Origin of the sequence: uncultured Sphingosinicella sp., assembly GCF_963974575.1 — a bacterium.
Lineage (GTDB): Bacteria > Pseudomonadota > Alphaproteobacteria > Sphingomonadales > Sphingomonadaceae > Sphingosinicella.
Window position 1 is genome coordinate 1 of record NZ_CAXBBQ010000016.1, and the last position, 19341, is coordinate 19341.

Annotated in this window: 19 protein-coding genes; 6 read left to right on the plus strand and 13 right to left on the minus strand. The window is 64.9% G+C overall.

Going from position 1 to position 19341, the window contains the following annotated elements:
* Positions 1–188: 188 nt before the first annotated feature.
* Genes AAC014_RS17855 through AAC014_RS17870 form a run of 4 tightly spaced genes read right to left on the minus strand, consistent with a single transcriptional unit; the run spans position 189 to position 4122 of the window.
* The gene (locus AAC014_RS17855; protein ID WP_339711350.1) at positions 189–1085 is read right to left on the minus strand and encodes a neutral zinc metallopeptidase; all 897 of its coding nucleotides are present in this window, start codon (positions 1083–1085) and stop codon (positions 189–191) included.
* A 57-nt stretch (positions 1086–1142) separates the two neighbouring features.
* The gene (locus AAC014_RS17860) at positions 1143–2387 is read right to left on the minus strand and encodes an adenosylmethionine--8-amino-7-oxononanoate transaminase (protein ID WP_339711353.1); all 1245 of its coding nucleotides are present in this window, start codon (positions 2385–2387) and stop codon (positions 1143–1145) included.
* Positions 2384–3001 carry a dethiobiotin synthase gene (gene bioD / locus AAC014_RS17865; protein ID WP_339711355.1) on the minus strand — a complete coding sequence of 206 codons (618 nt, stop codon included), beginning with the start codon at positions 2999–3001 and terminating at the stop codon, positions 2384–2386. Before bioD ends, AAC014_RS17860 begins: the two co-directional genes overlap by 4 nt.
* A complete protein-coding gene (locus tag AAC014_RS17870; protein WP_339711358.1) occupies positions 2998–4122 on the minus strand; it encodes an 8-amino-7-oxononanoate synthase in 1125 nt (374 codons plus the stop codon). The genes bioD and AAC014_RS17870 overlap by 4 nt, the downstream gene beginning before the upstream one ends.
* A gap of 419 nt (positions 4123–4541) precedes the next feature.
* Between AAC014_RS17870 and AAC014_RS17875 the strand changes: the two genes are divergently transcribed.
* Positions 4542–5183: a fasciclin domain-containing protein gene (locus tag AAC014_RS17875; protein WP_339711360.1), complete on the plus strand. Its 642-nt coding sequence runs from the start codon at positions 4542–4544 to the stop codon at positions 5181–5183.
* A 675-nt stretch (positions 5184–5858) separates the two neighbouring features.
* On the opposite strand, the gene AAC014_RS17880 is transcribed toward AAC014_RS17875, so the two are convergent.
* The 3 genes from AAC014_RS17880 to AAC014_RS17890 are packed head-to-tail and all read right to left on the minus strand — an operon-like array spanning position 5859 to position 7040.
* Positions 5859–6332, minus strand: coding sequence for a DUF2721 domain-containing protein (locus tag AAC014_RS17880; protein WP_339711363.1), 474 nt, complete (start codon positions 6330–6332; stop codon positions 5859–5861).
* 46 nt (positions 6333–6378) lie between these two features.
* A complete protein-coding gene (locus tag AAC014_RS17885) occupies positions 6379–6654 on the minus strand; it encodes a DUF1971 domain-containing protein (protein ID WP_339711365.1) in 276 nt (91 codons plus the stop codon).
* Positions 6655–6656: 2 nt separating this feature from the next.
* Positions 6657–7040: a group III truncated hemoglobin gene (locus AAC014_RS17890; protein WP_339711367.1), complete on the minus strand. Its 384-nt coding sequence runs from the start codon at positions 7038–7040 to the stop codon at positions 6657–6659.
* Between the two features lie 106 nt (positions 7041–7146).
* Between AAC014_RS17890 and AAC014_RS17895 the strand changes: the two genes are divergently transcribed.
* A complete protein-coding gene (locus AAC014_RS17895; protein ID WP_339711370.1) occupies positions 7147–7569 on the plus strand; it encodes an Rrf2 family transcriptional regulator in 423 nt (140 codons plus the stop codon).
* Between the two features lie 3 nt (positions 7570–7572).
* Here the strand turns inward: AAC014_RS17895 and uvrA are convergent, their stop codons facing one another.
* Both uvrA and AAC014_RS17905 read right to left on the minus strand, forming a co-directional pair.
* Positions 7573–10497, minus strand: coding sequence for an excinuclease ABC subunit UvrA (gene uvrA, locus AAC014_RS17900; RefSeq protein WP_339711372.1), 2925 nt, complete (start codon positions 10495–10497; stop codon positions 7573–7575).
* A 153-nt stretch (positions 10498–10650) separates the two neighbouring features.
* A complete protein-coding gene (locus AAC014_RS17905; protein ID WP_339711374.1) occupies positions 10651–11328 on the minus strand; it encodes a PEP-CTERM sorting domain-containing protein in 678 nt (225 codons plus the stop codon).
* 553 nt (positions 11329–11881) lie between these two features.
* Here AAC014_RS17905 and AAC014_RS17910 point away from each other — a divergent pair.
* The 3 genes from AAC014_RS17910 to AAC014_RS17920 are packed head-to-tail and all read left to right on the plus strand — an operon-like array spanning position 11882 to position 15205.
* A complete protein-coding gene (locus tag AAC014_RS17910; RefSeq protein ID WP_339711377.1) occupies positions 11882–12322 on the plus strand; it encodes a response regulator in 441 nt (146 codons plus the stop codon).
* Positions 12319–13518 (plus strand): histidine kinase dimerization/phosphoacceptor domain -containing protein, encoded by a 1200-nt coding sequence (locus AAC014_RS17915; RefSeq protein WP_339711380.1) that lies wholly within the window; start codon positions 12319–12321, stop codon positions 13516–13518. Before AAC014_RS17910 ends, AAC014_RS17915 begins: the two co-directional genes overlap by 4 nt.
* Positions 13508–15205, plus strand: coding sequence for an EAL domain-containing protein (locus tag AAC014_RS17920; protein ID WP_339711383.1), 1698 nt, complete (start codon positions 13508–13510; stop codon positions 15203–15205). The genes AAC014_RS17915 and AAC014_RS17920 overlap by 11 nt, the downstream gene beginning before the upstream one ends.
* Here the strand turns inward: AAC014_RS17920 and AAC014_RS17925 are convergent.
* Positions 15190–16221, minus strand: a complete 1032-nt coding sequence (locus AAC014_RS17925) for a cupin-like domain-containing protein (RefSeq protein ID WP_339711386.1) — start codon at positions 16219–16221, stop codon at positions 15190–15192. The two genes, AAC014_RS17920 and AAC014_RS17925, sit on opposite strands and share 16 nt — an antisense overlap.
* A gap of 290 nt (positions 16222–16511) precedes the next feature.
* Here AAC014_RS17925 and AAC014_RS17930 point away from each other — a divergent pair, with 290 nt between their 5' ends.
* A complete protein-coding gene (locus AAC014_RS17930; RefSeq protein ID WP_339711389.1) occupies positions 16512–16886 on the plus strand; it encodes a UrcA family protein in 375 nt (124 codons plus the stop codon).
* Positions 16887–16964: 78 nt separating this feature from the next.
* On the opposite strand, the gene AAC014_RS17935 is transcribed toward AAC014_RS17930, so the two are convergent.
* From AAC014_RS17935 to AAC014_RS17945, 3 genes are all read right to left on the minus strand, one after another.
* A complete protein-coding gene (locus AAC014_RS17935; protein ID WP_339711392.1) occupies positions 16965–17702 on the minus strand; it encodes a LytTR family DNA-binding domain-containing protein in 738 nt (245 codons plus the stop codon).
* Positions 17702–18817: a histidine kinase gene (locus AAC014_RS17940; RefSeq protein WP_339711394.1), complete on the minus strand. Its 1116-nt coding sequence runs from the start codon at positions 18815–18817 to the stop codon at positions 17702–17704. Before AAC014_RS17940 ends, AAC014_RS17935 begins: the two co-directional genes overlap by 1 nt.
* A gap of 154 nt (positions 18818–18971) precedes the next feature.
* The coding region (locus tag AAC014_RS17945; protein WP_339711396.1) for a hypothetical protein at positions 18972–19341 on the minus strand (370 nt) is incomplete at its 5' end.

Sequence of the window (19341 nt, forward strand, 5' to 3'; positions counted from 1 at the left end):
AGCTCTGAATCAGAAACCGACCGGATTGGGAATCCCTTTTGTCAACGCGGCCTAGTGTGGCGGCAAGGAATAGTAATGCTCCAGTCCGCATTTCGAAAGTCTCCTCAGCGTGTCTGGTTCATGCAAATATCGTTTGTGAAGTTACTATGCCTTCATCCTGAAAATAGGCAACTGGAGGCGCTTGTTGCTTAAAGCTCCCGCGCTGAGAACGTGTCGCACTGGTTCGGATCGCCGGTGTCGTAGCCGCGCTTGAACCATGCCATGCGCTGCGCGGAGGTGCCGTGCGTGAAGCTGTCGGGCACGACGTAGCCCTGCGACTGGCGTTGCAGGCGGTCGTCGCCGATGGCGTTGGCGGCGGTGAGAGCTTCTTCGATGTCGCCGGGTTCGAGCTGCTGCTGCACGGTGCGCGCCCAGAGGCCGGCGTAGCAATCGGCCTGTAGCTCCATCTTCACTTGAAGCGCGTTGCCTTCCGCCTTGCTGACGCGCGCCTGCTGCTGGCGAAGGTCGTTCGAGAGGCCGGTGATCGTCTGGACGTGGTGACCGACCTCGTGCGCGATGACATAGGCCTGCGCGAAGTCGCCGCCCGCGCCGAGCTGCTTTTCGAGCTGATCGAAGAAGCTGGTGTCGATGTAGATCTTCTGGTCGGCCGGGCAATAGAAGGGGCCGGTGGCGGACTGCGCGGCGCCGCAGCCGGACTGGCCCCGGCCTGCGTAGAAGACGAGCGTTGGTTCCGGATAGTCCTGCCCGGATTGCTGGAAGATGCGGTTCCACGTGTCTTCGGTGTCGGCAAGGACGGTGCAGGAGAAGCGGTGGAGATCGGTGCGTTCGCAGCCCTGGCCCTCGCCGGGCGTCGCGGGGGCTTGCTGCTGCGTTGGCACGCTGCCCTGCTGCGAGAGGCCGCCGAGGAGCTGCATCGGATCGACGCCGAAGACGAGTGCCAGCACGATGACGATGACGAGACCGCCGCAGCCAAGGCCGCCCTTGCCGCCGATCGGGAGCCTGCCGCCACCCATCGGGAAACCCATGCCGCCGCGCCCGGTCTGGTCCTCGACGTTGTCGCTCATTCTGCGGCCGCGCCAGCGCATGGATCGTCTCCCCGTTGTTTGTGCGGCGAAGGTATCCGCTTGCCGCGCAGGCGTAAACTATTCGGCCAGGGCCTCGTCGATAACTTCGTAGATGTGGGAAAGATCCGTGTCGTCTGTGCAATAGGGCGGCATCAGATAGACGGTGTTGCCGAGCGGGCGGAGCAGCACGTCGCGATCGCGGAATGCTGCGAGCAGGCGAGGGCCGAGCGCGGAGAGATAGTCGCCCTTCGTGTCTTCCACCTCGACCGCGGTGATCGTGCCGATCTGGCGGGCGTTGCGGATGCGGGGGTGGGCGGCGAGGTTCGCGAGGTGCGCGCTCTGGCGGCGGGCGAGATCGGCGATGCGTTCGAGCACCGGCTCCTCGCGCCAGATCGCGACGTTGGCGACGGCGGCGGCGCAGGACAGCGGGTTCGCGGTGAAACTGGACGAATGGTAGAAGAGCTTGGCGCGGTCCTGCGACAGGTGCGCCTCGAAGATCGGCGGGGTCGCGAGCGTGACGGCGAGCGGCACGGCGCCGCCGGTGAGGCCCTTGGCGAGGCAGAGGATATCGGGGACGATCCCTGCCTGTTCGCAGGCGAGCAATGTACCGGTGCGGCCCCAGCCGGTCATCACCTCGTCGGCGATGAAAAGGACGCCGTGGCGGCGGCAGATGGCGTGCATCTCCGCGAGCGTTTCGGGGCCGTACATCATCATGCCGCCGGCGCCGAGCACCAGCGGTTCGACGATGAAGGCGGCGGGGCTTTGCGTGCGGCAGAGATGTTCGAGCGCGTCGAGCGTTTCCTGCTCGCGCCCGGCGGCGGGGAAGGGGACGGTCCCGACGTCGAAGAGGAGCGGCGCGTAGGCCGCGTTGTAGACGCCGCGTTCGCCCACCGACATCGTGCCGATGGTGTCGCCGTGGTAGCTGTGCTCCATGACGAGAATGCGGTGGCGGGCGCCCCGATCCCGCCAGTAGCCGAGCGCCATCTTGAGCGCGACCTCGACGGCGGTGGAGCCGCTATCTGAAAAGAAGACGTGCGCGAGCGGGGCGGGGAGCATTTCGACGAGCGCGGCGGCGAGGGTTTCGGCGGGCGCGTGCGTCCAGCCCGCGAAGATCATCTGATCGAGCTTGCCCGCCTGTTCGGCGATGGCGGCCATGATGCGCGGGTTGCAGTGTCCGTGCGTCGTCACCCACCACGAGGAGATCGCATCGATGATGCGGCGGCCGTCGTCCGTGTAGAGGGCGCAGCCTTCGGCGCGAACGATGCGCGGGATCGGCTCGTCGAGGCCGTGCTGCGTGAAGGGGTGCCAGACGGGCGAGGTCATCGGAAATCCTCCAGCCGGAAGGCGGACGCGAAGGTGGACGACAGAGACGGTGCGGTGAGGGGGACGTGGGGAAGGCGGCCGAGACGCTTGACCTTGCCGATGGCGCAGATGGTGGCTTCGCTGTCTTCGTTCGCATCGCCGGAGAAGGCGATGCCGAGGATGGGGACGCCGCGGGCGCGAAGGGCTTCGAGCGTGAGCAGGCTGTGGTTGATGGTGCCGAGCTCGGTGCGGGCGACGATGACCACGGGGAGGCCCCAGCGGGCGAAGATGTCGGCGTAGAGCAGGCTCCGCGTGACGGGCACGAGCGCGCCGCCGGCGCCCTCGACGACGAGCGGGTCGTGCGCGGGGAGGGCGAGGCGGGCGGGATCGATCTCGATGCCGTCGAGCTCGGCGGCGCGGTGCGGGGAGCAGGGCGTCGTGAGGCGGTAGGCTTCGGGGAGGACGTGATCCGCCGGAAGGCCCGACAGCGCGGCGACGCTTTCGGCGTCGCTGCCGTCTTCAAGGCCTGCCTGCACGGGTTTCCAGTAATGCGCGCGAAGCGCCCCGGTGAGCGCGGCGGCGAACACTGTCTTGCCGACGCCGGTGTCGGTGCCGGTGACGACGATGCGGGTCACGCAAGCACGTCCTGAAGAACGGCGGCGAGCGCCGAAACATCGTCTTGCGTGGCGTTCAGCGTGAGCGTGATGCGCAGGCGCGATGTGCCTGCGGGCACGGTGGGCGGGCGGATGCCGCGCACGTCGAAGCCGGCGGCCTGCACGGCGGCGGCGGCGCGCATGGTGCGCGCATCGTCGCCGAGAATGACGGGCATGATCTGCGAGCCGGAAAGCAGCGCACCGTGCGGGCCGAGCAGATGCTCCGCATGGGCGATGAGCGCGGCAAGCTTCGCGCGGCGGTCGTCGGCGGCTTCGATGATGCGCAGCGCCGCGCGCACCGCCGCCGCCATCAGCGGCGAAGGCGCGGTCGAGAAAATGAACCCGCGTCCGCGATTGACGAGGAAGTCGTTGACGACAGCGGGTGCGCAGACGAGTGCGCCTTCGCAGCCGAGCGCCTTGCCGCATGTGTGCAGCGTTATGACGTTGTCGCGGCCTTCGAGCGCAGCGGCGAGCCCGCGCCCGCCCGCGCCGAACACACCCGTCGCGTGCGCTTCGTCAATGATGAGAACAGCGTCGTTCGCATCGGCGAGCGCCGCGAGTTCGGCGAGCGAGGCGCGGTCGCCGTCCATGCTGTAGAGGCTTTCCACCGCGATCCAGGTACGGCCCGCGCCGCCGCGTGCGCGCCAGGCGGCAATCGCATCGGCGAAGGCATCGACGTCGTTGTGGGACACGGCGACGGCTTCGGCGCGCGTCAGCCGCAGGCCCTCGTGGACGCTGGCGTGGATGAGTTCATCGTAGACGACGAGGTCGCCGCGCTGGGGCAGCGTCGAGACGATCGCCGAGTTGGCCGTGTAGCCGGTCGCGAACCACAGCGCGCTTTCGGCGCCGAAGAAACGCGCGGCTTCGGCTTCGAGCGCTTCGTGCTCCGCGTGATTGCCGCGCAGCAGGCGCGAGCCGCCCGACCCGGCGGGAACCCCGCGCGTGACCGCTTCTGCCACGGCTGCGGCAAGCGCGGGATCGCCCGCAAGCGCGAGATAATCGTTTGAGGAAAAGTCCGTGCCCGTGCGCGGTATCAGCCGTCTGCGGCGGGAGGCGGCGTCGAGCCGCTGAAGATCGCTGGCGAGGGCCTCGAAAACCGACATGGCGCGCTGCCTAGACCAAGACGAGGCGAAGGGACATGCCTTTTTGATGCTTGCAGGATCGCGATTTTGTCACCATCTTTCGAATCGAGTTCAACAAGCGCGAAAGGAGGTGACCGATGTCTCATGGTTCAGCGATGGGGTCGGTTCAGTTCGTTCGGGGGTATCGCGCCTAGGGCTTTCGCCTAAGGATTAGACGGGTTCCCGGGCCGGATTGCCGGCCGCTGACCCATGTTGAAAGGCCGTTCCGGAGCCATCCGGGGCGGCCTTTCTCCGTTTTTGCTGCACTGCAACATTTCGGGACGAGTTGAGCCATAGCCGGGACAGGCTGTTCTCTGCGGCGGTTTTCAGCGGAACCTTCCGTCTATGTTGCAGTTGCTAAGTCGAGGGGTGAGTACCGCCCAAAACCGAGAGGGAGAAGAATGAAGATTTCCATGTTTCTGAAGACTGTTGCCGTATCCGCGTTTCTCGCAGCGCCGGCCACGGCACAGGTTGCCGAGACGGCCGCCGCGCCCGCGCCCGCCGCCCCAGCCGCTACGACGGAACCCGCCGCAACCGCGGCTGCGCCAGCCGAGGCTGCAGCACCGGTTGCAGCCGCGATCGCGGTCGATCCGACATCGGTTGTTGGAAACGTGCTCGCGACGCCCGAACTCAGCACGCTTGCGCAGGCGGTTAAGGCGGCTGAGCTGGTCGACGATCTCTCGCAGCCCGGACCCTTCACGGTGTTCGCGCCGAACAACGACGCCTTTGCGCGGCTCGGTGCGGGGACGGTGCAGCAGCTGATGCAGCCCAATGCCAAGGCGCAGCTTTCGGGCCTGATCAACTATCTCGTGATCCCCGGAAAAATGTCGCAGGCCGATGTGGTCGCGGCGATCGAAGCGGGCGGCGGCAAGGCTGAAGTGAAAACCGTGCAGGGGAGCACGCTGACCGCCACGCTGGACGCCGGCATCGTCAAGCTGACCGACAGCCAGGGCAATGCGACATACATCACCAAGCCGGATGTTAAGGCCTCGAACGGTGTCGTTCACGTCGTCAACGGCATTGTGGTTCCGGCGCAAGGCTAAGCCTGGCGCGCGACAATCACGTAATATTCAAGGCTTTACAGGAACGCCCTGCGCCCCTATGCGGCGTGGGGCGTTTCCAGTTTGGGCGAATCTGCCCTTCTTATCCCCGATATCCCCGTTATCCACAGGCTGGGCCGATCATTTTTCGCTTTGGCGACTCACAGATTCGTGAGACCTTCAATGCGTGGTCGGAAGGCGGTGAAAGCCCGGAAACGGGCGGAAATCCCCGGAAAACCACCAGGGTCGCGGTTCATTCCCTGTATGCGGCGCGAGAGCGAAGCCCACGGGAAATACCGATGGTCCTCGATACCGGAACCCCCGGCCCGAAAGCCCGCCCGTGCGAAGCATAGGCGACGTGGATGGACCCCGGCGAACGGCATCGAAATGCGAAACCGGCCGATCCCCCCGGGACCGACGGAGACGCAAGCCCCGAAGCCTGAACATCAGCCGCATGGCTAATGGCGCAGGACCAACGGAGCGAGTGGGGGCTGGCCGAAAGGTCAGCCCCCGTTTGCTTTGAAACGGGTCGCAAAGCCGTCCATGCCGGGCTGCAAACGTCGGCTTTCTGCGCTTCCGGTGCTCACGTACTGATGTGCGCTGCGCGCCGGTTCTCGAAATCCACCATTTTCGTCACGGCCTGAACGGCTTTGCGACCCGTTTCGTCGCGTTCTCAGGTTATTCCACTTCGCGTTTCAGCACTTCCTGGCGCACGCGGACGGAGCGCGTGGCGATGCCGGTTTCGACTAGGAAGATCACGAGGCCGGTGACGATGAGCGCCATCGCGGCGAGGAAGAGGGCCGCGACGATCGTGCCCACCGACGCGTCGGCAAGATCGCCCACGAACAGCACGCCGATGACGAGGCAGATCGCAAGCGCGCTCGCCACGCAGGCGTAGATCGCCCAGTGCACGAGCACCATGCGGCGATCGAGTACGACAAGCTCGGCCATCGCGCGGCTGCGCATCGTCTCGTCGTAGCCTGTGATGTCTCGTTCGAGCGCGCGGGCGCGGTCCACGACGCGGCCGAGGCGGTTCGCCATCACGTTAAGCAGCGCGCCGATGCCTGCGATCAGGAACACGGGCGCGATCGCGAGTTGAACGGCGTGGCCGATGTCGGCGATCTGCACGCCGCTGAAGGGGGAAGGGTTCATGGCGTGCACCCTCGCCGGGCGCGGGCTGTCAGTCAATCGGCCCTTGTCACGGCTTCAGATCGGGGAGCGTATCGTAGAAATCGACCCGCATCTTCATCGGGCCCAGGGGTTCGACGAAATGATCCTGTTGCGGCAGCAGCAGGCCGGATCCGCCCTCTTCCAGCACCACGTCTGACGGCGGATCGAGCCAGGTGAGCTTGAGGCGGCCTTCCAACACCCGAACGACGCCCCAGACGCCCGTCTTCGTATTGTGGCGCCTGCGCAGCGCATCGGGCAGCGTATGCTCGTCGAACACTGGCGTGGAGCGATAGGGGGCTGACATGTTCAGGCGACCTGCCGCGCGCCCGCGCCGGGCCGGTGGAACAGCGCATACTGAAGGCTTTCGCTGATGCGCTGCGCTTTCTCCTGCAGTGCTGCGGCGGCGGCGGGCGACATGACATCGCTTGTCGTTCGTGCCCAGAGCGCAAGCCAGCGATCGAACAGCGCGGGGGTGATGCGGCGGACATGCTTCAGATGCGCCATCATCGGATTGCCCTTGTAGCGCCCGCTCGTCAGCATCACCGACGACCAGAAAGCCGCCAGCTTTTCAAGATGTTCCGGCCAGTTTTCGATAGTATCATTGAAGATGGGGCCAAGCTCCGCGTCTGCACGCACGCGCGCGTAGAACAGATCGACCAGCGTCTTCAGTTCGTCCTCGTCGATATCCATTCGGTGGCTCCGACTCGTTTTTTCGCACAAGGTGATCATGGGCTTTAAAAGATATATTTAAAATGCATATAATGACCGTGCGACGAAATGGCAGGGGACAGCGGCGATGCGGCTGACGCGATATACAGACTATGCGGTGCGGGTTCTGATGCACCTTGCCGTGCATCCGGATCGGCTGTGCTCGATCGGCGAGATTGCCGGTGCCTATGCCATTTCGCGCAATCACTTGATGAAGATCGTGAACGATCTCGCGAACGCCGGCTATGTCGCGAGCGAGCGTGGGCGCTCTGGCGGGATACGGCTGGCGCGGCCCGCGGCGGAGATCGGCATCGGTGAACTCGTGCGCCATACGGAAGGCGAGGACGAGCTTGCCGACTGCGGACGCTGCGTCGTCGCACCCGCGTGCGGCCTTTCGGGCGCGCTCGGCGAAGCGCTCGGCGCGTTCATGGCCGTGCTGGACGGCTATTCGCTTGCCGACATCACGCGCAGGCGCACTGCACTCGGCGCACTGCTCGGCGCGGCAGCCTGACCGCTATTCGGCGGCTTCGCCCTCCAGCGCCAGTTCCGCCGCTTTCGATTTTCGCTTCGCCTTGGGCTTCGGCATCTGCATCGGGGCCGCGAGGGGTTTCTTTTCGAGGAGGGGTTTCAGGTAGCGGGCGGTGTAGCTGGCTGCGACCTTTGCCACGGTTTCGGGCGTGCCTTCGGCGACCACATTGCCGCCCGCGTTGCCGCCTTCGGGGCCGAGGTCGATGATCCAGTCGGCAGTCTTGATGACTTCGAGATTGTGCTCGATGACGACGATGCTGTTGCCTTGCTCGACGAGCGCGTGGAGCACCTCGAGGAGCTTGCGGACGTCCTCGAAGTGAAGCCCGGTTGTGGGCTCGTCGAGGATGTAGAGCGTCTTGCCGGTGGCGCGGCGCGAGAGTTCCTTGGCGAGCTTGACGCGCTGCGCCTCGCCGCCCGAAAGCGTCGTCGCCTGCTGGCCGACGTGTATGTACCCCAGACCGACTTCGACGAGCATACTCATCTTGTCGCGGATGGCGGGGACGGCCTTGAAGAACTCGGCGGCGTCTTCCACCGTCATGTCGAGCACGTCGGCGATCGACTTGCCCTTGAACTTCACCTCCAGCGTCTCGCGGTTGTAGCGCTTGCCCTTGCAGACGTCGCAGGTGACGTAGACGTCGGGCAGGAAGTGCATCTCGATCTTCAGCATCCCGTCGCCCTTGCACGCCTCGCAGCGGCCGCCCTTCACGTTGAAGCTGAAGCGCCCGGGCTTGTAGCCGCGCGCCTTTGACTCCGGCAGCTCCGCGAACCAGTCGCGGATGTTGGTGAAGGCGCCGGTGTATGTGGCGGGGTTGGAACGCGGCGTGCGGCCGATCGGCGACTGGTCGATGTCGATGACCTTGTCGAGATGTTCGAGACCCTTCACATCGTCGACCTGCGCCGAGACGACGCGGGCGCCGTTCAGCGCGCGCGCGGCGGCGGCGTAGAGCGTGTCGATGGTGAAGGTGGATTTGCCCGAGCCCGAAACGCCGGTGATGCAGGTGAACGTGCCGAGCGGAATCGAGACGCTGATGTCCTTCAGATTGTTCGCGCGTGCGCCCTTCACGGTGACCTTTTTGCCGCTCCCCTTGCGGCGCACCTCCGGCACCGGCACGGCGCGGCGGCCGGAAAGATAATCGCCGGTGAGGCTGTTCGGGTTGGCGAGGATGTCGGCGAGCGTGCCTTCCGCGACGACCTGCCCGCCGTGCGCGCCCGCGCCGGGCCCCATGTCGATCACATGGTCGGCGGTGCGGATGGCGTCTTCATCATGCTCCACAACGAGGACGGTATTGCCGAGATCGCGCAGGCGCTTCAGCGTTTCGAGCAGGCGGTCGTTGTCGCGCTGGTGGAGGCCGATCGAGGGTTCGTCGAGGACGTAGAGCACGCCGGAGAGGCCGCTGCCGATCTGGCTGGCGAGGCGGATGCGCTGAGACTCGCCGCCCGAGAGCGTGCCCGATTTGCGATCGAGATTCAGATATTCGAGGCCGACGTTGTCGAGGAAGCCGAGGCGCTCGACGATTTCTTTCAGGATGCGTTCGGCGATCTGGTTCTGCTGGTCGCCAAGCTTGGCGGGCAGGACCTTCGCCCAGCGGAAGGCGTCGCCGACCGGGCGGCGCACGGCGTCTGCGATCGTCTCGCCCGCGATCTTCACGGCGAGCGCTTCGGGTTTCAGGCGGGCGCCATTGCAGGTTTCGCAGGGCGCGGCGGACTGGAAGCGCGAAAGCTCGTCGCGCATCCACTGGCTGTCGGTGTCGCGCCAGCGGCGATCGAGATTGTTGATGACGCCTTCGAAGGGCTTCTTGACCTCGTAACTCTTGCGGCCGTCTTCGAAGCGCAGCGTGATGGGGATGCCGCCGGTGCCGGTGAGCACGACGTCGCGGATTTCCTCCGGCAACTCGTTCCACGGCGTCCGCAGCGAGAAATCATAGGCGCGGGCGACCGAGCGCAGCACCTGCATGTAATAGGGCGAGGGCGGGTTGGACTTCGCCCACGGCACGACGGCGCCTTTCTCGATGCTGAGGTTCTGGTTCGGCACGACCAGCTCGGGATCGAAATAGAGCTTCTCGCCGAGGCCGTCGCAGGCGGGGCAGGCGCCGTGCGGGGAGTTGAACGAGAACAGGCGCGGCTCGATTTCGGGAATCGTGAAGCCGGAAACGGGGCAGGCGAACTTCTGCGAGAACAGGATGCGTTCGCCGCCATCCACCATCTCGATGACCGCCAGCCCATCGGCGAGGCCGAGCGCGGTTTCGAAACTGTCGGCGAGGCGGGTTTCGAGGCCTTCCTTCACGACCAAGCGGTCCACGACGACATCGATGTCGTGCTTGTATTTCTTGTCGAGCGCGGGGGCGTCCTCGATGGGATAGACGGTGCCGTCGATCTTCACGCGCTGGAAGCCGGTTCGCCGCCACTCGGCGATTTCCTTGCGGTACTCGCCCTTGCGGCCGCGCACGACGGGCGCGAGCAACATGAGCCGCGCGCCTTCGGGCATCGCCATGACACGGTCGACCATCTGGCTGACCTGCTGCGCGGCGATGGGCTCTCCGGTGGCGGGCGAATAAGGGATGCCGACGCGGGCCCACAGGAGCCGCATATAGTCGTAGATCTCGGTGACGGTCGCCACGGTCGAGCGCGGGTTCTTCGACGTGGTCTTCTGCTCGATGGAGATGGCGGGGGAGAGGCCGTCGATATGATCGATATCAGGCTTCTGCATCAGCTCCAGAAACTGCCGCGCGTAGGCGGAGAGCGACTCGACGTAGCGGCGCTGACCTTCCGCATAGATCGTGTCGAAGGCCAGGGACGACTTGCCGGAGCCGGACAGGCCCGTGACGACCGTCAGCGTTTCGCGCGGAATCTCGAGGCTTATGTTCTTGAGGTTATGCTCGCGCGCGCCGCGGATCGAAATGTGGGTCAGCATAAGGAGGGCTGTCGTTTCCTGTTTGTTCCGGTCGGACACTAGCCGCAAAACGGCGCCGGGGGAAGACAGCAGATGGGGACAGCAGGCGCGCTTGGCAAGGACGGGAAACGGCGGATCGGGCGTGCGCTCCGATCCGCCGTTTCGGGCAACAGGTCAGGCGGTCTTGCGGCGGCGCAGGCCGACGGCGGCGGCGCCCAGGCCGAACAGCGCCAGCGTGGCAGGCTCGGGAACGTCGGTGCCGTAGGGTTCCACGGTCACGCTGTCGAAGTTGAAGTTGAAGCTGACGGCGCCTGCGGGCGGCGCGCCGGTGCCGCGATTGACGAACAGCGAGAAGTTCTTCTGGCCGGTGAAGATCGCCGGATCGAACACGCCGGGGAGGTCCGAGGTGGAGAGCGCGGAGAAGGGGCCGGACATGCCGATCGTCACCTGGAACCGGACGGTGCCGGCGGGCTCGCCCGTCGTCTGCGACGGCGTGAGGAAGATATTGTTGAACGACAGCCGGTCCTGCCCGACCGTGAACTGATCTGAGACCTGCATCGAGCCGAGATCGCCGCTCGCGGTGCCGCCGATGCCGCTGCCGAGATCGAAGCCGACCTCCTTGATGGCGCCCGCGTAGTTGTAGGCCGAGCGGGTGGCGTTGACGACGAAGGGGGTGCCTGCGGTCGCGTCGTCGTAGATCACATAGCCGGTGATCGTGGGCACGGCAGTGCCGAACACGTTGGGCGCGACGGGGCTGGAATTGGTGCCCGTGAAGCTGACCTTGACGAGACCGGCCTCGGCGCCGGTGGAAACGAGCATCGCCAGCGCGGCGACGGAAAGGAAATGACGCATCGCAAATGTCCCTGTTGCGGCCGACGCGCGGGATGGCGGTCGGTGGTTGTCGATGGCTAATCGTTAACCATTGGGTGCGTCGGGGGGATGACGGGGCGGTAACGATTGGGTGACGGCGGCCCCGGCAAGCGGATACTTCCGCTTCCAAGATTGGCCGGACTGCCCATGCGCGGTGATTATTGGCCGAAGAGCCCGCACAAGCAGTATCTGCCATGCTCCGTAAGACCGGGGCACCGAATCGCCGGCATGACTTGTTGAATCACAGGCGTAGGAGGCCGGCAGCGAAGTTCAATTGGCCGTACACGCCAAACTTCTGCTTGTTATGATTACGCCCCTGCTTTTCCTGAATATTATGCAAAATCACAAGAGAATGATCTCTGAATTTTGCAGCCGATTGGGAGCAAATCTGGCGGAATTTCCGATTTTGTGATAATAATCAGAAGTAAATTTTTGTTTGGCCAAAATATTTGTAGCCTTTTTCCGCGTTGGTGCGTTGCGTCTTAGGCTGTGAGTTGCGATGTCTATCGTCCGGCCTCAGTCCAGGAGGGCACCGGTGCTGAAGATTCTCATTGCCGAAGACAATCTGATGATCGCGGATATGGCGCAGGATTTTCTCGCCGGGAGCGGATATGAGGTTTGCGGCATTGCCCGCACCGTTGGCGAGGCCGTGACGCTCGCGCGTCATCATCATCCCGACCTTGCGCTTATCGACCTGCGGCTTGCCGATGGCGGGCTGGGTACGGAGATCGCGGCGCAGCTCAGCCCTTTCGTGGAACTCGGCATTCTGTATGCCACCGGCAACATCTCGCAGGTGCGCCTCACCACGGACGACGGCCACGCGTGCCTGATCAAACCTTACAGCGCCTCGGACCTTATTCGCGGACTGGAGCTCGTCTCGGGCATCGTTGCCAACGGTACGGCGATGGCGCCGTTTCCGCGCGGCTTCCATGTTCTGCCTTCACCCGCGGCCGGCTCCATGGGGGCAACCGCGTGACTGAAGACGCCGCCATGGTTCGCAAACTCCTGCGCCAACAGGCGGCGATTGCGCGCTTCGGCAGCTTCGCGCTTCGGCAAAGCGACCTGATGGCGGTGCTGACGGAGGCTGCACGGGTTTGCGCCGATGGACTCAGCGTGCCTTTTTGCAAGGTCTGCCGATACCGTCCCGAAGAAAACGATCTGCTCGTCGAAGCGGGCTATGGCTGGCCCGAGGGGGTGGTCGGTCATGTCGTCTCATCCGCCGACACCACCTCGCCGCAGGGGCGCGCCTTCGTGACCGGCGAACCTTCGATCTGCGATGACCTGCAGAAAGAGGAGGAGTTCGAACTGCCTGCCTTTTATGACGAGCACGGCATCGTTTCGACCATCGACGTCGTCATCAAGGGCAGCACCGAACAGCCCTACGGCATCCTCGAAATCGATAACGACCAGCAGCACGACTACGACCAGCACGACATCGACTTCCTCACGGGCTTCGCCAATGTGCTGGCCGAAGCCGTGGCGACGTCGGAACGCACCACGCTTCTGCAGACCACGATCGCGCGGATGAAGGGGCTGGTCGAGGAAAAGGACCGCCTGCTGGACCAGAAGAAGGTCCTTGCCGAAGAACTGCAGCACCGGGTGCGCAACAACCTGCAACTCGTCTACGGGATGCTGAGCCGGCAACTGGACGAGACGGTCGACAGCAGCGGGCAGCGAGGAATCCGCGGGATCGCGCGCCGAGTTTCCACGCTGGCGCAGGTCTACGATCAGCTGCTCGGCGCGGAAATGACGCGAACGATGGACTTCGGCGGTTATGTCAGCGCGCTGTGCAACAATCTTTCGGACATTCAGAATGCGCCTGACGGCGGGATCACGCTGTCGTGCGATTGCGAGGAGGTTCTGCTCGATCTCGACACGGTGACAGCGCTCGGCATCGTCGTCGCGGAGCTTGTGACCAACAGCTACGATCATGCCTTTCCGAAGGGCAGGGGTACGATTTCCGTGACGCTGCACCGCCAGGACGGAGACCGCGCAACGCTGACGGTAAGCGACGACGGACCGGGCTTCACGCCCAACGCCGAAAGCAAGCGGCACGGCCTTGGGCTGGTGCAGCGCCTTGTCGAACAGGTTCGCGGAACCGTCTCCATCGCGGCAATGCCGGGCACGACTTGGACCATCGGTTTTCCCACCACGACTGCCCATGCTCAATAGCCCCGAGGGATACGACAGGGCTGCCCATGTTCAGGCGATCATCGATGTGATTCCCAGCCCGATCTTCGTCAAGAACAAGGCGCACAGGATCGTCATGCTGAACTCCAGCGCCTGCGATTTCTTCGGCCACTCCCGCGAGAGCCTGCTCAATTATCCCGACAACACCCTGTTCCCCGCCGACGAGGTGCGCGTTTTCCACGACGCGGATGATCGCGTCTTCACCGGCAACGGCGATGACGAGAACGAGGAGCAGATCACCGATGCCGCCGGGCGCGTCCGCAGCGTGATTACGCGCAAGCGCCTCGTGCAGCTGGATGATGCCGAATATCTCGTCGGCGTCGTCACCGACATTACAGCTTACCGCGAATCGCAGGCGCACGGCCACTATCTGGCTTTTCACGATGCGCTGACCGGGCTGCCCAACCGCGCGCTTCTGACCGAACGTATCGAACAGGCCCTGCTGGGCAGCGTGCAGAGCTATGCGCTGCTCTATATCGATCTCGACCGCTTCAAGGCGGTGAACGATATTCACGGGCACCAGGCCGGTGACGAACTGATCCAGAAATTCGGCGCGCGGCTTTCGAGCATTGTCCGCGCTTCCGACACCGTGGCGCGTCTCAGCGGCGATGAATTCGCGATCCTGCTTCCCCATGCCGCCGACAAGGAGGTCGCGGAAGATCTCTGCCGGCGCGTCCTTGCCGCCGCATCGCAGGCGTTCGAGCTTTCCGGGGTGCAGGTTTCGGTGAGCGCATCGATCGGCGTTGTTTTCGCGGGGCCGGAGAGTCTCGACGAGGTCGAGCTGCAACGGCGGGCCGATGTCGCGCTCTACCGCGCCAAGGGCGACGGCCGGGGCTGCTCGCGCGTCTTCACCGAGGCACTCGATCAGGCCGTCCGGTACGACCTTGTGTTCGAGGCAGACCTGCGAAAGGCGCTGATGGCCGGGGGGCGCGGGCTCGAATTGCATTATCAGCCACTGGTCAGCCTTGTGACCGGTCAGGTGGAAGGCTTCGAGGCGCTCATCCGCTGGCAGCATCCGACGCGCGGCCTCGTCATGCCGAACGATTTCATCCCGATGGCCGAAGCCAGCGGGCTCATCATCCAGCTCGGCGAATGGGTGCTGACGAAGGCGTGCGCCGATGCGGCGTCGTGGGTGCCGCCGCTGCATCTTTCCGTAAACGTGTCGCCGCTCCAGTTCGCGCACGGCGACCTTGCCGCGATGGTGGAGCGGGTGGTCGGGCAAAGCGGCATCGACCCCGCCCGGCTGGAACTGGAGATCACCGAGGGCGTGCTCGTGGACGATGCCGTGCGCGGGGTGGCGCTACTCAACCGCATTCGCGCGCTGGGCGTGCGGATCGTGCTCGACGATTTTGGCACGGGCTATTCGAGTCTCAGCTATTTCCGGCAGTTCCCTTTCGACAAGGTGAAGATCGACCGCTCCTTCGTTGCCGATATGCTGACCAACAGCCACGCCCGATCGATCGTCGAAGCGGTGATTTCGCTGGGGCGCGGGCTCGAACTGCAGGTCGTTGCCGAGGGCGTGGAAACCATGGACCAACTCGCGCTGCTTCAGGAGCAGGGCTGCGCGCAGGCGCAAGGCTATCTGATCAGCCGCCCCATGGAGATCAGCTTCTTCGTCGGATCGGCGCTGCGGGCCGTGAGCGAAAGCGGAGCCTACACCGCCCCGTAGGTCGAATAGTGCGACCAGAAATCATTATCGCGGGCGAAGTTCGTGAAGCTCATGCCGATCGTGACGTCGAGCCCTTCGACATAGTGCCACCAACCAACGGGGAGGAACAGCGCTTCGCCGGGGCCGATCTCGGCGATCATCACGGGTGGGTGGGTGTCGTCGCCGGGGCCGGGTTCCAGGGGCTGCGTGCCCCAGTCGCTGAAGCAGTGGCGGCTGTTGCGCATCTGCGCGCTGTGGTGGCTGGAGACGAGGCGCACGCGCTTGCGGCCTGAAATCTGCAAGAGAAGATTGTTGGTGAGATCGTGGTGCCACGGGGTGATCGTCCCTTTGGGGCCGATCCAGAGGAAACCGCCGGGGCCGCCGGGTTCGGCGAGGTAGCCGGGGAGGGGGCCGGTGTCGCCGTAGAGCGGGGCGAGGGCATCACGGTTGTGCGTGTGGTTGTTCGCGGTGACGTAGAAATCGTTCGTCGGCGCGGTCTCGCTGGCGCGCAGGCGGGCGATGATTTCGCGAAGCGGGCGGACGGCGCCGTGCGCGTCTGAATTGCGCTCGTAGTCCTGATCGGCGTCGCGCGCCCATTGCACGCGGACTTGCGCCTCGCCAACGCGGGCTTCGAAATCATCGAGCGACCAGCGCTTCATCGCGGGCCAGTGATCGACGAGGCCGCTGAGCACGACCGGCCGATGCGCGGTATAATGATCTGTGTAAAAGGTTTCCGCGGGCATCGCGTGGACGCGCGGCACTTCGCCCGAGGCGGGCGCGGCGAGCTTCGCATAATTGGCGAGGAACCAGTCGCGCTTCTGGAGGCGGGCGCGCAGCCGCTCCCCAGCGGCGAGATAGGGGCTCTTCCGCGCGCGCTCGATTTCCGACACGGCGAGGGCGTGACCGATGCCCCGGCTCGCGATCCGCTGTGCGAGACGCGCGGGGTCTTCATCGCCAAGCAGCGCCTCGGCGATCTCGCGGCGGAGATCATCGTTCACTGCGGAGACCGCACCGCCGCCTTTCTTCGCCTTGCTCATACCCGTCCGATCTCCATGTTCGCCGCCCGTCTATGAGCAGCCGATGTTTCACCGATTTGACACATAGCGACTTTCGTCCACATCCGTCAGCCGTTCGTCGGCAGCAATGATCGTTCGTCGAGCGACCTTCACCGGAAATCGAAGCAGGGCGGCGGCGGCAAACGAAGCGGGGTAACAACAGGATGCGGATCGGGAGCGACGGACCCCACAGTCCCAGCAAGTCCCGACGTTCCCGGTTCGCAGCCAGAAATTCTCCGCCTCCCACAGGCGAAACAGGAAGGACCGTTGTGATGACCCTCGTGAAGATCAGCGCGATTGCGTTCGCCGCCGCAATGACGACTGCCGCTTTCGTTCCCGCCGCTTATGCCATGGATGAAACCGTCGTCGAAGCGAACATGGCGCGCCCGGTTGCCCATGTGCAATACGGCGATTTGAACCTTGCCAGCGACGACGGCGTGAAGACGCTGCACAGCCGCGTGCGCCGCGCTGCCCACGCGATGTGCTTCGAAGGCGGACGCCAGGATCTGCGCCGCGACCTGCTGTCGATGGAATGCCGCAATGCCGCGATCGCAAGCGCCAAGCCGCAGATCACCGCCGCGATCAACAACGCCGGCACGCAGGTCGCTGCGAACGCCGGCGCGGCGATCACGATCGCGATGCCATAACCGGCGGCAATCCCAGATGCCGCCACCAGGGCGGGCACCACGTCCCAGGGGTGCCCGCCCTTTCTTTTTGCGCCGTGATTATTTGGCCGTGATGCGCTTCACGTCGGAGAGATAAGTACGCCCGATACGGTGGTCGCCGCCGTCGCCGAGATCGACCGACCACACGCCGTAGCCGAGATGGACGAGGCCCTTGATGCGGTCCCGCCGGATGATCTTCGAACGGTGGATGCGAATGAAGAGATCCGGGTCCAGCCGTCGCTCCAGCTCCTTGATTGTCTGGTGGAGCAGGAACGAGCGGTCGGCGGTGTGCAGCCGCATATAGTCCCGCTCGGCTTCGACCATATCGATCGTATCGACATCGACGCGGATGATTTCCGAGCGATGCGGAACCCAGAATTCCTTGACGTAGCCATCATCCTCCGCAGGCGCTGCGGGGGCGTTCACGCGCAGCTCGCGCACGCGCGCCAGCGCCTTGCCGAGGCGCGCCGGATCAACCGGCTTCAGCAGATAATCGGCAGCCGCGACATCGAACGCGGTGACGGCATATTGATCGAATGCCGTGACGAACACCACGGCGGGGCGCTGCGGCAGACGCTGGACCGCCTGCGCGACGCCGATGCCGTCGAGCCCGGGCATCGAGATATCGAGCAGCAGGAGATCGGGCGCGAGCGCCTCAATGAGCCGCAGCGCCTGCCCGCCGGTGCTGGCGGTTCCAACGAGATTGACGTCATCGAAACGCGACAGCAGAACCTGCATACGCTCGATCGCCATGGCTTCGTCGTCGACGACCAGCGTGCGGAGAGGACTATCGGACATCAGGACACCGGTCGTTTCACGGGGATGGCAATATCTACGCGGAAGCCGCCGCCGGGCCAAGGGCCGGCCTTGAACGCCGCGGCATCTCCGAAGCGCGCGCGCAGACGATCGCGGACATTGTTGAGGCCGGTGCCGGTGCCATCCACCTGCGCCTGGGGCGCGGCGAATGCGCCGTCATCCTCCACCACGATGTGGAGCATCGCATCGTGGAGGCTCGCCTTCACGCGAATGCACACCGGCGCGTTTGAAGGTGACACCGCGTATTTCACGGCATTTTCGATGAGCGGCTGAAGAATGAGGCTGGGCACGCGCTGGCGTTCGGCTTCGGGGTCGATGTCGAAATCGAATTCGAGGCGGTCACCGAAGCGGGCGCGCTCGACCTCCAGATAGAGACGCTGCTGATCGAGTTCGTCGGCGAGCGGAATGTCCTCGGTCGGGTCGCTGGTGAGGCTCGCGCGGAAGAAGGTGGAGAGGTTCAGGATCATCCGCTCCGCCTCGTCGTTGCGATTGGTGAGGACCAGCGAGGAGAGTGAGTTCAGCGTGTTGAAAAGGAAATGCGGATTGATCTGATAGCGCAGCGCGCGGAGCTGCGCGGCCTGCGCTTCCTCGCGGAAGGCGGCGGCGCGGCGTTCGGCTTTCGCTGCATCGGCCGCGTAGCCGAGCGCCAGATGGAAGGCCGCCCACGCTGCGAAAAAGAAGAACCAGGTGACCGTGCCTTCGAAGATGATCGCCAGCAGCATCGCGAGCGAGCGTTCCTTGTGCGCGAGATCCTCGGCAACGGAGGGCAGCGGTTCGTAGACGTAGAAGGTGTAGAAATTGAAGGTGGTGAACAGCGCGGCAGCGGGCACGCAGAGCAGGAACATCATCAGCGCGCGCCTGCGCAAGGGCGCCTTTTCGAGCGGGGCGAGCGCAAGGTAGAGCGCCCAGCTGATCGTCATCCCGATGATCGTAACGACGGAGCGGCGCCCAGCCATCGCGATGAGGTCTTCGAAACCGAGCGCGAAGGCGCGGAGCGTGACGACGAGGAAATAGAAGAGCCAGAAGCCGAAAATCGACTGAATGGCTGTGCGTGCCGAATCGTTGGCGAGCACGCCTTTTAGCAACGACCTGTTCATTGGCCTCCACAATAGCGCATTCTTTCGGCGATTGCGCGGGGGGAGGTGCGTCCTTCGTCGAAGCGCATGGCCGCTTCGCAGGAAATACGAGGACAAAAGAAAAGCCCGGCGCGTCGTGGATACGAAACGCGCCGGGCCATTCTTGTTCTAACGCTTACTTCTTCGGCGCAGGCCGCGACGACGGACGCGGTCCGCGACGGCGTGGCGCAAGGCCCGCAGGCGCGGCCGGCTTCGCGGGCGCAGCCGCGGCAGGCTTCGCAGCGGCCGCTTTCGGCTTCGGACCCGGTTTCGCCTTCGGCGCGGTCGGAGCCGCCGTCACTGCCGGTTTCGCAGCAGCAGCTTTCGGCTTGGGACCGGGCTTGCCCTTGGGCTTGGCGGGCGCAGCGGCTGCAGGCTTCGCGGCAGCAGCTTTCGGCTTCGGACCGGGTTTACCCTTCGGCTTCGCCGGTGCCTTTACGGCCGGCTTCGCAGCGGCGGTCTTCGGCTTCGGACCCGGCTTGCCCTTGGGCTTGGCGGGCGCAGCG

Coding starts and splice junctions, on each gene's coding strand:
- AAC014_RS17880 (WP_339711363.1), bottom strand. CDS start 6,332: ATGAACCCTTCCCCCTTCAGCGGCGTGCAGATCGCCGACATCGGCCAC.
- uvrA (WP_339711372.1), bottom strand. CDS start 10,497: ATGCTGACCCACATTTCGATCCGCGGCGCGCGCGAGCATAACCTCAAG.
- AAC014_RS17875 (WP_339711360.1), top strand. CDS start 4,542: ATGAAGATTTCCATGTTTCTGAAGACTGTTGCCGTATCCGCGTTTCTC.
- AAC014_RS17935 (WP_339711392.1), bottom strand. CDS start 17,702: ATGTCCGATAGTCCTCTCCGCACGCTGGTCGTCGACGACGAAGCCATG.
- AAC014_RS17930 (WP_339711389.1), top strand. CDS start 16,512: ATGACCCTCGTGAAGATCAGCGCGATTGCGTTCGCCGCCGCAATGACG.
- AAC014_RS17940 (WP_339711394.1), bottom strand. CDS start 18,817: ATGAACAGGTCGTTGCTAAAAGGCGTGCTCGCCAACGATTCGGCACGC.
- AAC014_RS17905 (WP_339711374.1), bottom strand. CDS start 11,328: ATGCGTCATTTCCTTTCCGTCGCCGCGCTGGCGATGCTCGTTTCCACC.
- AAC014_RS17895 (WP_339711370.1), top strand. CDS start 7,147: ATGCGGCTGACGCGATATACAGACTATGCGGTGCGGGTTCTGATGCAC.
- AAC014_RS17885 (WP_339711365.1), bottom strand. CDS start 6,654: ATGTCAGCCCCCTATCGCTCCACGCCAGTGTTCGACGAGCATACGCTG.
- AAC014_RS17860 (WP_339711353.1), bottom strand. CDS start 2,387: ATGACCTCGCCCGTCTGGCACCCCTTCACGCAGCACGGCCTCGACGAG.
- AAC014_RS17890 (WP_339711367.1), bottom strand. CDS start 7,040: ATGGATATCGACGAGGACGAACTGAAGACGCTGGTCGATCTGTTCTAC.
- AAC014_RS17925 (WP_339711386.1), bottom strand. CDS start 16,221: ATGAGCAAGGCGAAGAAAGGCGGCGGTGCGGTCTCCGCAGTGAACGAT.
- AAC014_RS17920 (WP_339711383.1), top strand. CDS start 13,508: ATGCTCAATAGCCCCGAGGGATACGACAGGGCTGCCCATGTTCAGGCG.
- AAC014_RS17870 (WP_339711358.1), bottom strand. CDS start 4,122: ATGTCGGTTTTCGAGGCCCTCGCCAGCGATCTTCAGCGGCTCGACGCC.
- AAC014_RS17855 (WP_339711350.1), bottom strand. CDS start 1,085: ATGCGCTGGCGCGGCCGCAGAATGAGCGACAACGTCGAGGACCAGACC.